This window comes from Facklamia sp. P13069 (assembly GCF_050409405.1).
Classification (GTDB): Bacteria; Bacillota; Bacilli; order Lactobacillales; family Aerococcaceae; genus Facklamia.
Genome location: NZ_JBNUPN010000003.1, coordinates 1 through 14,110, shown reverse-complemented (window position 1 = coordinate 14,110; position 14,110 = coordinate 1). Strand labels below are relative to the sequence as shown.

Annotated in this window: 11 protein-coding genes and 1 pseudogene; 2 read left to right on the top strand and 10 right to left on the bottom strand. The window is 37.1% G+C overall.

Annotated elements, in window-relative coordinates; genetic code table 11:
* Positions 1 to 120: 120 nt before the first annotated feature.
* The 3 genes from ACQV2T_RS01360 to ACQV2T_RS01350 all read right to left on the bottom strand — a co-directional run bounded on the left by ACQV2T_RS01360 (position 121) and on the right by ACQV2T_RS01350 (position 3,289).
* Positions 121 to 1,377 carry a glutamate-5-semialdehyde dehydrogenase gene (locus ACQV2T_RS01360; RefSeq protein ID WP_428893141.1) on the bottom strand — a complete coding sequence of 419 codons (1,257 nt, stop codon included), beginning with the start codon at positions 1,375 to 1,377 and terminating at the stop codon, positions 121 to 123.
* Between the two features lies 1 nt (position 1,378).
* Positions 1,379 to 2,188, bottom strand: coding sequence for a glutamate 5-kinase (proB, locus tag ACQV2T_RS01355; protein ID WP_428874477.1), 810 nt, complete (start codon positions 2,186 to 2,188; stop codon positions 1,379 to 1,381).
* 105 nt (positions 2,189 to 2,293) lie between these two features.
* The gene (locus ACQV2T_RS01350) at positions 2,294 to 3,289 is read right to left on the bottom strand and encodes a DUF308 domain-containing protein (RefSeq protein ID WP_428882330.1); all 996 of its coding nucleotides are present in this window, start codon (positions 3,287 to 3,289) and stop codon (positions 2,294 to 2,296) included.
* A 501-nt stretch (positions 3,290 to 3,790) separates the two neighbouring features.
* Between ACQV2T_RS01350 and gdhA the strand changes: the two genes are divergently transcribed.
* Entirely contained in the window at positions 3,791 to 5,137 is a 1,347-nt protein-coding gene (gene gdhA, locus ACQV2T_RS01345) for an NADP-specific glutamate dehydrogenase (RefSeq protein ID WP_428874475.1), read from the top strand.
* Between the two features lie 64 nt (positions 5,138 to 5,201).
* Here gdhA and ACQV2T_RS01340 read toward each other — a convergent pair whose 3' ends face one another.
* The 4 genes from ACQV2T_RS01340 to ACQV2T_RS01325 all read right to left on the bottom strand — a co-directional run bounded on the left by ACQV2T_RS01340 (position 5,202) and on the right by ACQV2T_RS01325 (position 10,254).
* The gene (locus ACQV2T_RS01340; protein ID WP_428875008.1) at positions 5,202 to 6,596 is read right to left on the bottom strand and encodes an MATE family efflux transporter; all 1,395 of its coding nucleotides are present in this window, start codon (positions 6,594 to 6,596) and stop codon (positions 5,202 to 5,204) included.
* Between the two features lie 75 nt (positions 6,597 to 6,671).
* Entirely contained in the window at positions 6,672 to 7,841 is a 1,170-nt protein-coding gene (locus ACQV2T_RS01335; protein WP_428874473.1) for an NAD(P)-dependent malic enzyme, read from the bottom strand.
* A gap of 17 nt (positions 7,842 to 7,858) precedes the next feature.
* Positions 7,859 to 9,223 (bottom strand): class II fumarate hydratase, encoded by a 1,365-nt coding sequence (fumC, locus tag ACQV2T_RS01330; protein WP_428874472.1) that lies wholly within the window; start codon positions 9,221 to 9,223, stop codon positions 7,859 to 7,861.
* Between the two features lie 92 nt (positions 9,224 to 9,315).
* Positions 9,316 to 10,254, bottom strand: a complete 939-nt coding sequence (locus ACQV2T_RS01325; RefSeq protein ID WP_428874471.1) for a LysR family transcriptional regulator — start codon at positions 10,252 to 10,254, stop codon at positions 9,316 to 9,318.
* 115 nt (positions 10,255 to 10,369) lie between these two features.
* Here ACQV2T_RS01325 and ACQV2T_RS01320 point away from each other — a divergent pair, with 115 nt between their 5' ends.
* Entirely contained in the window at positions 10,370 to 11,785 is a 1,416-nt protein-coding gene (locus ACQV2T_RS01320) for an aspartate ammonia-lyase (protein WP_428874470.1), read from the top strand.
* 158 nt (positions 11,786 to 11,943) lie between these two features.
* Here ACQV2T_RS01320 and ACQV2T_RS01315 read toward each other — a convergent pair whose 3' ends face one another.
* The 3 genes and pseudogenes from ACQV2T_RS01315 to ACQV2T_RS01305 form a co-directional block, all read right to left on the bottom strand.
* Positions 11,944 to 12,096: an N-acetylmuramoyl-L-alanine amidase gene (locus ACQV2T_RS01315; RefSeq protein WP_428874479.1), complete on the bottom strand. Its 153-nt coding sequence runs from the start codon at positions 12,094 to 12,096 to the stop codon at positions 11,944 to 11,946.
* Positions 12,097 to 12,430: 334 nt separating this feature from the next.
* Positions 12,431 to 12,511 (bottom strand): annotated as a pseudogene (locus ACQV2T_RS01310) (LysM peptidoglycan-binding domain-containing protein); the annotation flags it as partial.
* 301 nt (positions 12,512 to 12,812) lie between these two features.
* The coding region (locus tag ACQV2T_RS01305) for a LysM peptidoglycan-binding domain-containing protein (protein ID WP_428893140.1) at positions 12,813 to 14,110 on the bottom strand (1,298 nt) is incomplete at its 5' end.

Below are 14,110 nucleotides of genomic sequence, written 5' to 3'. Positions count from 1 at the left end.
TACGATTACAGCAGGAAACGCTTTCTTTGTTTATATTGTTAAAGAAAAAGTCCGATTAACGATTATATCGTTGACCGGACTTTCTTTAATTATTCAAGGCTTTTGTCCCAGCCCCTTGTTTTATTCTCTAATTTGACCAGAACCTTCAATGAGGTATTTGTAAGTAGTCAGAGCCTCTAATCCCATAGGCCCTCTGGCATGAAGTTTTTGAGTTGAGATACCAATTTCTCCTCCGAATCCGAAGACTTCACCATCCGTAAAACGCGTCGAAGCATTTACATAAACAGCTGCCGAATCGACATCATTCATAAAATCTTGCGCCACTGAATAGTCTTGCGTAATAATAGCTTCGGAGTGTCCAGTTGAAAAACGGCTGATATGGTCAATCGCTTGGTCATAATTTTTTACAATTTTTATTGCCACTACTAAATCTAAGAACTCTGTCTCATAATCTTCCTCACTAACCTGTACGGAATATGGCAATAAGTCACGTGTTTGCTCATCTCCTAAGATTTGAACATTGGCATCAAACAAGGCATTTCCTATTTGTGGTAAGTAAGCCTTAGCGAAAGCCTCATCAACAACGATTGTCTCAACAGCATTACATACAGAAGGACGTTGTGTTTTAGCATTGACAACAATCGTCTGAGCCATTTTAAAGTCTGCTTTTTCATGTATATAAATATGGACATTGCCTACTCCCGTTTCTATAACAGGAACAGTGGCATTTTTCACCACATTTTGAATTAAACCTGCTCCTCCTCTTGGTATTAAGCAGTCAACATAATGATTCATTTGCATGAGTTGAGTAACTAACTGTCGATCAGGGTCTGTCATTAACTGAACACAGTACCTAGATAAGCCAGCCATTTCAAGGCCTGCTTGAATGGCTTCAACGATTGCTCGGTTGGTGGCGATGGCTTCTTTACCTCCTCGTAAAATAACAGCATTTCCTGCTTTTAGACATAAACCAGAAGCATTCGCTGTCACATCGGGACGTGATTCATAAATAATGCCAATTACACCTAGTGGGACAGGTCTTTGACTAATGCGCAAGCCCAATTCATTCACCCATTGCTTGCGTGTGTTAGCTAATGGATCTGCTAACTGAGCTATTTTTCGAATACCTGCTACCATTGATGCAAAACGCTTTTCATCTAGGGTTAATCGCTCGATCATGGCAGCTACCATGCCATCCGCACGCGCGTTCTCCACATCTTGAATATTTTGCTCTAAAATACTTTCTTGCTTTTCCTCTAAAGATTGAGCCATAGCTAATAAAGCTTGGTTTCTCGCTTGACTGCTTAACTTACGTAATTTTTCAAAGCTTTCTTTTGCTCTTTTTCCAATGGTTAATAATTCGATCGATGTTGCCATTTTATTTATCCCCTTTCCGATGGAAAAAAGTTCCAATACTTTTACCTTTTAGAATATCAAAAATTATCGAAGGATCGGCTCCTGAGGTAATGACTAAGGATGAATCGGTAGTAAAGATGACCTCGGCTGCATTCAATTTAGTAGCCATACCTCCAGTTGAAAATTCTGAGCCTTTTCCCATTGCCATTTGCTGAATTTCTTGTGTGATTTCAGTCACTTGATCAATTAACTGAGCATGAGGGTTTTGTTGTGGGTTTGAGTCATATAAACCATCAACATCTGAAAGAATAATTAAAAGATCAGCATCTGTAATTTTAGCTACAATAGCAGATAAGGTGTCATTATCACCAAACTTGGTTTGATGATTTAACTCCTCAACTGCTACCGCATCGTTTTCATTAATAACGGGGACAATTTTTCGTCTTAATAAGGTATCCATGGCTACTTGAACATTTTGTAGCGATTGAGGATAATCAACTACATCTCGTGTTAAAAGAATTTGGCCGACATTCACGCCATAATATTTAAAGAAGCGAGAATAGTGTCCCATTAATAACGTCTGACCGACAGCTGAAGCTGCTTGTTGGTCTGCAATGGTAGTTGGATAATTGGCTTCATTTAAGTCCATACTCCCTACACCAATAGCTCCCGAGGAAACAATGACAACTTCTTTACCTTCTTGGATCAAACTAGCACAGACATAAGCTAAGCGATCTAATTTAGTGAAATTAATCCCTTCATCGGACAATATTGTGTTTGTTCCTAACTTAATAATAATTCGTTTTGCATTTTTTAAATCACTACGTTTCATTCTCTACCCTCTTTTACAATTCAATAGCCTTATTATAGGAAAGTTTCATGTCTGGGTAAAGTATCCATACTATTCTCTTTGAAAAGTGAAAATCCCTTTACAATTTTAATTTCCCTTTTTAGCCGCTGATAATTCTAGCTTTGATAAATAATTTCCTAAAGCTCGATTGTAAACTCTTCGCTCTAAAATAATTGATTTTTCTTTCTGGTATTCTCTTTCCAAGAAATCATAATAAGTCCCTGGCGTTTGGATTCCAACCAAAGGGGAAAGAGCCAACCCTATTTCCTTAATAATATCATCAGAAAATAAAACACAATTTGTCCAAAAAACAAAATATGTTTGAAATTGCCCTTCTTTGAATTTATAAAATTTTGTATATTTAGTTTGACGCATCAATTTTCCTACAAAAGAATTTAGGACTGTCTTGGATTGAGGATGCCAATTAATTGTTTTTTCTTTAATGCCATTCAACTTTTCCTCTAACTGCTGGGCTTGTTGTTTAGAAAGCGCGATATCATATTCTACAATCGTCAGACGATTTTTTAATGAAAAGGATAGATATTCTGAACGATCAATTAAGGCCAAGACACCTTCTCCACTTGTATCCAACAAATTTCTAGTGTCATCATCTTGATTGCCATAAAAATAAACAGTATCTTTATATGCAATGTTCATATGACCCACCCTATCAAATGTTGATTTTCCAACAGGTATTTGGATAGTAATTAAATTGTCTTCTTGCTTTGGCAAGTCATTTTCATTAGCCAAAAGTGACGCTCTATAATCGGATTCAATATCTTGGGTCGTGTCTATCAGTATTTCATCTACTTTTCTAATTAACTTCTGAGGAAACAAAGCTGAAAAGAGCACTGGCAAGGGTAGGCGTAGACTTCTTCGCCAAATATGCTGCTTTTCAAGATCAAGTAGGTTAAAGCCCCCATCATATAGATAGCTGATTCCAAGAAAAATAAGGTAGATACCCAAACGAAGCAAAGCAGGATAACCCTGATTCATTATTAAAATACTATCAATAGCAAATATAAAATTCGCAATTGCAAAAGCTAAACGTTGATAACGCTCAAAGGCCTTATCTTTAAACATTAGGTAATAAGAAAAGAAATTTAAGAGAGCCAATAATAACTGATAAATTCCTATGCAACGCACCATCCATAAATAAAAATTGGGCGAATTAGTCAAGAGTCCGCATGCAAAAATAATCTGCCCTAGACTTATTCTTGGTGGTGAAAACCTCTCGTTTGATGAGTTATTAAATATACGACCCAATAGATACGCCAGAAAATCTACCCCTCCAATTATTAAGATGATTATAGCTAGACCATTTAAAAGTATATTTGCAATTTTTAGCTTAAACAGCAAGAGAGCTATGCCCAGCGCTGATAAAATTAGACCCTCTAAAATATATGAATAATTTTTCTTATTTATTATTCTCATCCCTTTTTTCTCTTTTCAATTACTTTTATATTTTAGCATAAACGCTAAATAAATTTACTTACCTTATATTGATCTCAAACATGATGGTTGCTCTTAAACTTTTGTTCTATATGTTATACTTATTTCAAAATATAAGTTAGGAGCTCAATTATGTTTAAAAACCCCTATGTGAAATATGTTTATGATGATCTTCAAGCAAAATTCAGTGAACAAGTCGAGTATCTGCAGGCAGTTAAAGCGTTTTTATCCGCCATCGAGCCCCTAGTTGAACAAGATGAAAGTCTAGAAAAAGAAGCGATACTTGAGCGTATGGTTACACCGGAAAGAATCATTAAATTCCGAGTCCCTTGGCAAGATGACCAAGGTCAAGTCCATGTAAACTGGGGGTATCGTATCCAGCATTCTTCTTTACTTGGCCCCTACAAAGGAGGCTTACGTTTTGATACACAAGTTAATGAGAGTGTAATGAAATTTTTGGCTTTCGAACAGACTTTGAAAAATGCCCTGACTGGTCTACCTATGGGAGGTGGTAAAGGAGGAAGTGATTTTTCAACACGTGGTAAATCTGATCAAGAGATTATGCGCTTTTGTCAATCCTATATGACTGAACTAGCTAAACATATTAATGAAAAAATAGATGTTCCTGCCGGTGATATCGGCGTTGGAAAGCGTGAAATTGGTTATATGTATGGCCAATATAAACGCCTTAAGGGGGTTGAGCTAGGAAGCTTGACTGGAAAACCTATCTTGGCTAATGGATCACTTGGTCGAGAAGAAGCCACTGGGTACGGTCTCATCTATTTCCTTCAAGCCATGTTAAATGAAGAGAAGGAACAAATATCACAAAAACGCTTTATGATCTCAGGGCTTGGAAATGTTGGTTTAAATGCTATCAAAAAGGTTATGCAATTAGGTGGAATGGTATTAGCTGTATCCAACAGTCAAGGATCACTTTATGATCCAAGAGGCATCAATATTAATCACTTAGAAGATATTCTTGCGCACCATAAGAAAGACCTATCTATTTACACTCAAGAGTTCCCTCATGCTTCTTATTCACAAGACTCAATCTGGTCGCGTCAAATTGCAGCAGATATTGCCCTACCTTGTGCCACACAAAATGAAATAAATGCTCATCAAGCCAGAAACTTAATCGCTAATGGTGTGCGTTTTTTAGCTGAAGGTGCCAATATGCCATGCATGTCGGAAGCTATTGAGGTGTTCAACCAGAGTAAAGATTTTATTTGGGCTCCAGCTAAAGCAGCTAATGCGGGAGGAGTGGTTGTTTCTGGTTTAGAAATGTCACAAAACGCAATGCGTCTCCAGTGGTCTTTTGAAGATGTCGATCACAAACTACAAGCAATTATGTCTGATATCTTTGCTAACTGTAAAGAAACTTGTTTAAAGTTTGATTTGGGTAAGAATTATGCAACTGCAGCAGATATAGCCTCTTATCAAAAAATTGTTCAACTCATTCAGATGCATGGCCTGATATAATTAAAAATTAAAAGTGTAGGTGAAAATTTCACCTACACTTTTAATTTTTGCTTAAGTTTTTAGACTAACCTATCTGCCTTTGTACCAAGGTCTTCCAATCTTTTTTACGATAGATATAGAAGCCCCATACTACAATCAACATATTAGAAACCAGCATAGAAATCCAAATACCTGTCGATCCTAAGTCTGTAAAGTAACGCAGGTACATGACAATTGGTACACGGATAAACCATAAACGTCCCAAGGTCATTAACATAGAATATTTGGTTTGACCACAGCCTTGGAAAAAACCATTGAGGGCAGCAAATAAACCCATAAAGAAAATAATGAAAGCTGTATAAGCTAGGTACTCTTTGGCTTGCATCCAGAGGTCGCTATCTGCTGATTCTTTAATGAAGATACTTAAAATCGGTTGTTGGAAAAGAATCATCAAAGCAGAAGAGATTACCGACATAAACAAAATGAAAATAATAGCTCGTTTAAAAATTTGATTGGCGCGAGTATAGAGTTTGGCTCCCATATTTTGACCAACGATTGAAGTAAGTGCCATCCCTACTCCCATTTGCGGTTGCATCACAATATCTGAAATACGATTAACCATAGAAAAAGCTGCCAGTGTATTTGTTCCGTATGAGGTAATCAAAGCGTTCATAACCGTAAATCCTAATGAAGACCCCCCATAACCTAAGAAAGATGGTAAAGCCAATTTCATAATATGTTGACTGGTTGGCCAATCAAAGCGAATCCCCTTCAATTGAGGTTGAATTCTAGATTGTTGGCTAACCACATAAATAGCTAGCACAATTAATACAATCTTAGATACAACAGTAGCCCAAGCAGCACCTGCTATTCCCCAACCTAAACCAGGAATATTAAGTATTGGGACTTTGTCATAAATAAATATAGGATCTAATATAATATTGATTGTCATCGAAATAGCAGAAATAGCCGTCATAATTTTGGTGTTCCCTTGAGCATTTAAGATGGCCTGGTAGGTGAAGTAAGCAAAATCAAAGGCAAGACCAATAAAACTTATTTTAAAATAAATAATTGATTTGTCTAAAAAACTTCCGCTTCCGCCCATAACTGACAGCATCCAAGGAGTTGCTAGATAACCTAAGAAAGCAAGAACAATACCCAGACTTAATGTCAACAGCAAGGTATTATCTACATATACTTGAACTCGTTCATACTGTTTAGACCCTAAAAAGTTTGATAAAAGAGCTGTGGCTGCTACTCCTATTCCCATGCCTAGTGAAATAAAAAAAAAGTTTAAAGGCCACGAAAAAGCAGAGGCTGCAAAATCCTCAGCGGAAAGTTGAGCCAAAAATAAACCGTCTGCCACAGTATAAAAGGTACGTACCAAATTATTAATCATTAAGGGGGCCGAAATTGTTAAGATAACTTTCCACATAGGGCCATGCGTTAGAAAATCCCTGTTATTAATCTTTTGCTTCAATCTTAAACACTCCTATAAGTAAAAGAGTCAATCAGCAGGGTGCTAACCGACTCCTTTGATTTATTAAACGAACCCCTAAATTCTAGCGACACCTTCTTCAACTGCACAATCTGCTACAGCTTTAGCTACAGCATCTGCCACTCCATCCGCTAGGGGTGAGACAATGATATTGTCCGGGCGTAAGTCTTCTTCAGCTACCATTTCTGCAATTGCGATAGCTGCTCTTTCCTTCATTTTATCAGTAATTTCTTTTGCACGCACTGATAAAGCTCCTTTAAATATTCCTGGAAAAGCTAAAACATTATTAATTTGATTTGGGTAATCTGATCTGCCCGTTCCAACTACTTTAGCACCTGCTGCGATTGCATCTTCAGGCATAATTTCAGGAACCGGATTTGCCATAGCAAAAATTAATGGTTCATTCATAGATTTTACCATTTCTTTACTCACAACATCTGGGGCAGAAACGCCAATTAAGACATCTGCTCCTTTCAATGCATCCGCTAGTTCACCTTGCATTTTACTAGAATTTGTCAATTTTGCAATAGCTGCTTTTGCTGGATCTAAATCTGGATTCCCATCACAAATAATCCCTTTACGATCTACCATAATGATTTCGCCAAAATTCATTTGAATTAATAATTTGGCAATGGCAATTCCTGCCGCTCCTGCACCGTTAATAACCATTTTCAATTTACCCATAGGTTTTTTGGTTAGTTTAATAGCATTAATCAAAGCTGCTGCTGTTACAATAGCTGTACCGTGTTGATCGTCGTGGAAAACAGGAATGTCAGTGCGTTCTTTTAGCTTAGCTTCAATCTCAAAACAAGTGGGTGCTGAGATATCTTCAAGATTAATCCCGCCAAAACTTTTAGAAATCATAGCGATTGTATCAACGATTTCATCAACGTTTTTGCTATCCACACATATTGGGAAAGCGTCCACATCGGCAAAGCGTTTGAATAGGGCACATTTGCCTTCCATGACTGGCATGCCAGCTGCTGGACCAATATCTCCCAAACCTAAAACCGCTGTCCCATTTGTTACAACTGCTACTAGATTGTTACGACGCGTTAATTTAAAAGATTCTTCATAATCTTTAGCTATCACACGACAAGGTTCAGCTACTCCTGGAGAGTAAGCTAAAGATAAATCTTCAGCTGTGTCGATATTCACACGACTATTTACTTCAATTTTACCAGCTACATCATAATGTAATTTTAAAGATTTTTCAAAAATATCCATTTTAACTTCCTTTCTAATTAGACCATTGTAGACGGATCAACTAAACGATCAAACTCTTCTGCTTCTAGATAGCCTAGAGCTAAGCAGGCTTCTTTAAGTGTAGTGTCTTCTTTGAAAGCTTTTTTAGCAATCTCAGCCGCTTTCTCATAACCGATATGTGTATTTAACTTAGTCACAAGCATAAGCGATTGATCAACTAGTTCTTTCATACGACCTTCATTCACTTCAATTCCTACTAAACACTTATGATCAAATGAAGCAATCGCATCAGATAACAATTGAACGGATTGAATAAAGTTATAAATCATCACTGGCATATAGACATTCAATTCAAAGTTCCCTTGTGAATTAGCCAAGCTCATTAAACTATCATTAGCCATCACTTGAGCTGCCACCATTGTTAATGCTTCACATTGAGTGGGATTCACTTTTCCAGGCATGATAGAAGAGCCCGGTTCATTGGTTGGTAAAGTAATCTCCCCAATACCACTGCGTGGTCCGGAAGCTAGCCAACGGACGTCATTAGCGATTTTCATCATATCGCTTGCCAAGGCTGCTAGTGCCCCATGTGTAAAGACTAATTCGTCTTTGCTCGCTAGAGAATGAAATTTATTTGATGAAGTAACTATTGGTAAATCCGTTATTTCAGCTAAGACTTGTGCTACTTTTTCAGCATAACCTTCTGGTGTGTTGAGGCCTGTTCCGACTGCTGTTCCCCCTAATGCCACTTCATAAAGAGGTTGTAAACTTAAGTCAATCATCCTTTTGGATTGTTTAATCGATGACAACCACCCGCTGACTTCTTGTCCAAAGGTAACGGGTGTAGCATCCTGTAAGTGGGTTCTTCCATTTTTAACAACATGGCGGTACTTTTCTTCCATCATGCTTAAAGTATCCATGATATGATCTAGTACTGGAAACAATTGCGAATGGATTTTTACTAATGCGGCCAAATGCATGGCTGTTGGAAAAACATCATTCGAAGACTGAGACTTATTGACATGATCATTTGGATGAAGTAATTGTTTACCTACAAGCTCGTTTCCACGATTGGCAACTACTTCATTGACATTCATATTAGATTGAGTGCCTGAGCCTGTTTGCCAAACAATTAATGGGAAATGTTCATCTAAATCGCCTGCTAAAATTTCGTTACAAACCTGCTGAATCAGTTCTGAGCGTTCTTGATCGAGTACGCCTAAAGCCTGGTTGGCAGTTGCGGCCGCTTTTTTAACTAAAGCAATGGCGCAAATAACATCCCGAGGCATTTTTTCACTACCAATCTCAAAATTTTGATAAGATCGCTGCGTCACTGCCCCCCAATACCTATCTGCTGGAACCTGAATTTCTCCAAGCGAATCATGCTCAATTCTAACTTTCACAAGCCTTCCTCCTTTTAAAATATATAACATTTAGCTTATATCACCAATTATACACTCTAAGTTCTAAAATGAAACCCTTTACAAAAAATATTTTACTTTTCCCTCAAAATATCTAAAAAAGCAGTGACGGCTTTTGATTGATAGCGGTCTCTCTTCCAATAGAAATTAACCGGTCGTTTAGCATTTTCACTCTCTAAACGATAGTATTTAACTTGGTCAGTATGACTAATATGTTGGATCAAGGCTTCTCCAATGAAGGAAACGGCGATACCTGATGAAGAAATATTATACGCCGTTAATTGCTGCTCTACTTCAAAAGCGATATTAGGAATAAAGTGAGCTTCTTGACAAATTGTTCTTGCTCTAGCTCCAGTATCATTGGTTACTTTCAAAAAAGCAAAGGGTGCATCCTTAAATTCCTTCAAATATTTTAGCGGGAGACTGAGAGAATCTGAAGCATGCGCTTTAATTACTTCTAGACTTAGCTGATAATCCTGTAATAAGTCATTCACTTCAAACTTTTCGGGAACCGCTAAGAGTAAAGATTCCGTTACAAACTGATAATGATCATAGTAACGACTATCTAAAAAAGTGTTATCAAGTAGTAAATCAATTTCTCCTTCGTGCAATAAAGCGATTAGTTTACTTGATGTTTCTTCAAATAAATCAATTTGAATTTCAGGATAAATCTCATTAAACTTAGCCATTAACTTGGGTAAAATCATTGAAGCAAAGAGGCTTGTTCCCCCAATAGCAATGCGTCCATACTGTAAATTATCGACCTTCGAAATATATTGCTGAAAATCTTCTTCTATTCGTTGGATTTCCTTGGCATTACGAATATACTCCACCCCAAATTCGGTTAATTTGATCGGTATAGTGGATCGATCAAAGATATCATGACCCAAACGTTTCTCAATCCGCTTAACATTTGCACTTAGTGAGGGTTGAGAGACAAATAGACGTTCTGATGCTTTTGAAAAGGATTGCTCTTCAAAAACGGTCATAACATATTCTTTTCCATGAAACATTACCGCACCCCTTTATAAAATTTATGTTATATCCAGTATAACTCAATCCATGTTGAAGTTAAAGCCCTTTCATTATATAATGAACAAGAAATACTAATACTTTAGGAGGCATTCCATGAAAAACTCTGAAAACAAGGAATTTAGAGAAGAATATGATTCGATTGGTTCTCATCAAGTGCCGGAAACTGCCTATTATGGTGTTCAGTCTATCCGAGCAAAAGAAAATTTCCCTATTACTGGACAATTACTAGATCCTATTTTTATCCAAAGCCTGGCTTATATTAAGAAAGCTTCCGCCATGACAAATGGTAAGCTGGGACTTATCAGTGAAGAAATTATGCAAGCAATCATTAAAGCTTGTGAGGAAGTTCTTACAGGCGAATTAGACCAAGAATTTATTGTAGACCCTATCCAAGGTGGCGCAGGGACTTCTATGAATATGAATATTAACGAAGTTGTTGCGAATCGCGCCAATGAAATCCTAGGCAAAGAAAAAGGTAAATATAATCCTGTTCACCCTAATGACCATGTGAATTATGGCCAATCTACCAATGATGTCATCCCAACTGCAGGTAAATTGACGATTTATCAACTATCTCAAGGCCTTCTTAAAGAAATAGAGCGTTTAGAAAAAACACTTACTAAAAAGTCCTCAGAATTTAACGATGTCATCAAAATGGGCCGTACTCAAATGCAAGATGCCATCCCAATTCGTTTAGGACAAGAATTTAAAGCCTATGCCAGCGCAGTGCGTCGCTCTCATCAAAGACTTACTCAAGTAATTGAAGAGATGTTAGTAGTAAACATGGGAGCAACTGCTATTGGGACTGGTTTGAATGCGGATGTGGAATATGTCGAACAAATTGTTCCTACTCTAGCTGAAATTACCGACCTTTCATTACAACAAAGCGAAGACTTAGTAGATGGCACACAGCACATTGATTCGTTTTCAGCTGTTTCAGGTGTTCTAAGAACATTCGCTCTTAGTCTTTCAAAAATTGCTAACGACTTACGTTTGATGTCTTCAGGACCAAAAACAGGTTTTAACGAAATTAACCTACCTAAAAAGCAAAACGGCTCTTCTATTATGCCAGGTAAGGTAAACCCTGTTATTCCTGAAGTAGTGAGTCAAATTGCTTATCGAGTTGTTGGTAATGACACTACAATCGCCATGTCAGTCGAGGCTGGACAATTGGAATTGAATGCCTTTGAACCTGTCATTTTCTATTCACTCTTTGAGTCAATTAAAATTCTTCAAAATGGCATTGCGACCTTTATTGATAATTGTATTGCCGACATCACTGCTAATCCTGAACGTTGTCAAGAACTTGTTGATCAAAGTGTCGGAACGATTACTGCCCTAGTACCTCATATTGGCTATCAGAAGGCTGCCGAAATTGCCAAACGGGCACTCAATAACAATGAACGTGTTAGAGATATCATCTTATCTGAAGAGATACTAGATGAAGAAGAATTAGAAAGTATTTTAGCTCCAGAAAAAATGACAAGTCCTGGAATTAGTCATAAATAATTTAAAAAGAGAACCACCTGAAAATTCAGGTGGTTTTTAAAATAAAAAGACTTCGCAAAATCAAATATGATTTGCAAAGTCTTATTTTTATTTAGTCATTAAAGTAAGTATTAATACCATTAATCAATCCCTCAACTAATTTAGCTTGATAAACGGAATCAGTCAGTTTTTTTCAATTCGGTAGGATTATCCATAAAGCCAAGATCCACTAAAGCTGCAGGCATGTCTGTAGTAGGTGTCACGTGAAGGTTTTGAGGGTGTATTCCTTGACTAGCTAGCCCCCCAATTGTAGCTACTAATGAGTTCTGAATACTATCAGCTAAGCGCTTGCCTTCAACGATCTTTTCATTGGTATGATATGGTAGAGTTGAATATCTTGGGACATCTACAGAGCGATCATGATAAAGCGTGCATATTAGCTATTTTGCCTAACCGATCACCTCGACGAACAATATAGGTTTTCGCCTTAGATACACAGATTATTGATTGACCGATTGTTGCAATTTCATCAGCTAAAGGTCTCGAATTATCCTCTAGGTTTTTAGTCTCTGCTTCTTCTACTGGATTATTTTCAAGTTCTTTCTTGTCTTTAATGCGTACCTTTAAGACATCACCTGGATGGATTAAATTACTTATTAAGCCATTTTACTCTTCCAATTCATCCATCGTCATGCCATGGTTAATTGCAATGCGATATTTGGCATCACCCGCTTTTACTGTGTAGCTCCGTATAAAACATTGCTTTCTTGAGCATAGATGGAATTGTTGGGCGCAAGACTTGAGACTGAAACGGCAGCAAGTGCTGACATAGAAATAGTTATTATACTTGATTTCAACAAATTACCTTTCATTAGGAGTTCTTCATTTATAATTTAATTGAATGTTTTGCAATTCAATTATAAATGAAGAAACATATATCTAAAATTGAAATATAATCTTAATAGCTTCTCAAAGATTGTAATAATAGTCATTCAAAGTAAAAAAGGTTGGACGTCTATCAACGTTCAACCTTTTTAATAGTTTATGTTTAATAACGTGGACGTCCATAACCTTGAATGTAGATACTATCCCATGCAAACTCTTTGCGAGCGACCATTAGTTTGGAATCATTCACTCTGGTATTTCCTTCGAAAGTTGTAATTAATCCATTATTATAAGACTCTACGATTCCAATATGATGCCCCCAACCGTTACGATAACCATCCCAGTTGAAGAAGACAATATCTCCAGCCTTGGGCTTGGTAAGCCCCATCCAAATTCCTTTATTCTTCACAATGTTTTTATGACGTTCAACACCTACTTCTCGCCCAGTTAAGTGAGAAAGGCCGGCCTCATCTGCGATGTGAGTTACAAAAGCATCACACCAATCATCATCATACGTCAAGCTGTAACCAACCGGTTTTGGATAAATCCGATTATAAGCATCGACTAACGCACGATGTTCGGGTGAGTATTTAGGAACTCCCAGATAACTTCTTGCAATATCTAATAAACGCTCAACATTGGCATTACTTACCTCATTCGGTTCAACATTAACTTTTTCTTGAGTTGGGACTTTAGAAATAAGAATTTTTTGACCGACACTTAAGCGATTAGAAGTTAAATTATTAATTTTTTTCAATTCGCTAACTTTCATTTCATGCTGCCAAGAAATTGTTTCTATACTATCTCCCTCTTGAACAATGTGGTAACTGTACTCATAAGGTGTATGCTTTACTGATTGATTTTCCCTATATTGTTTACCTTGATCTTCAATTTGTACAATCGGAGAGGCAGGTTGGGCATTATTCACTATTAAAGTATATCCAGCATAAAGAGTATTGGAAGTCATTTCATTCCATTTCTTTAAATTGGAAACAGAGACTCCAAATTTTTTAGCGACTGAATATAAAGAATCGCCATTTTGAACGACATAAGTTTTTACTGCAACTTGAGTATTACTATCTGGCTTGGAGGGATTCAGATTCGATGTTAAATTTGGTTGAGAAACATATAAAATATCCCCTGTGTAAATATAATTTGATTTTAAATTATTCCAAGACTTCAATTGTGCAACCGTAATCCCATGCATATTAGCTATTTTGCTTAGCCAATCGCCTCGTTTTACCGTATAAGTTTTGCTTACTGTCGGTGTGCTTGGTTTTTCTGGTGTTGGTTCAGCCGGCTTTTCTGGTGTTGGTGCTGGACTTGATGCTTCACCTTTTGCCACAATCAAAACATTGCCTGGATGAATTAAGTCACTTCTTAGATTATTCCAAGACTTCAATTGCGCAACCGTAATCCCATGCATATTAGCTATTTTGCTTAGCCAATCGCCTCGTTTTA

Coding starts and splice junctions, on each gene's coding strand:
- ACQV2T_RS01360 (WP_428893141.1), bottom strand. CDS start 1,377: ATGGCAACATCGATCGAATTATTAACCATTGGAAAAAGAGCAAAAGAA.
- proB (WP_428874477.1), bottom strand. CDS start 2,188: ATGAAACGTAGTGATTTAAAAAATGCAAAACGAATTATTATTAAGTTA.
- ACQV2T_RS01320 (WP_428874470.1), top strand. CDS start 10,370: ATGAAAAACTCTGAAAACAAGGAATTTAGAGAAGAATATGATTCGATT.
- ACQV2T_RS01350 (WP_428882330.1), bottom strand. CDS start 3,289: ATGTTTAAAGATAAGGCCTTTGAGCGTTATCAACGTTTAGCTTTTGCA.
- ACQV2T_RS01325 (WP_428874471.1), bottom strand. CDS start 10,254: ATGTTTCATGGAAAAGAATATGTTATGACCGTTTTTGAAGAGCAATCC.
- ACQV2T_RS01335 (WP_428874473.1), bottom strand. CDS start 7,841: ATGGATATTTTTGAAAAATCTTTAAAATTACATTATGATGTAGCTGGT.
- gdhA (WP_428874475.1), top strand. CDS start 3,791: ATGTTTAAAAACCCCTATGTGAAATATGTTTATGATGATCTTCAAGCA.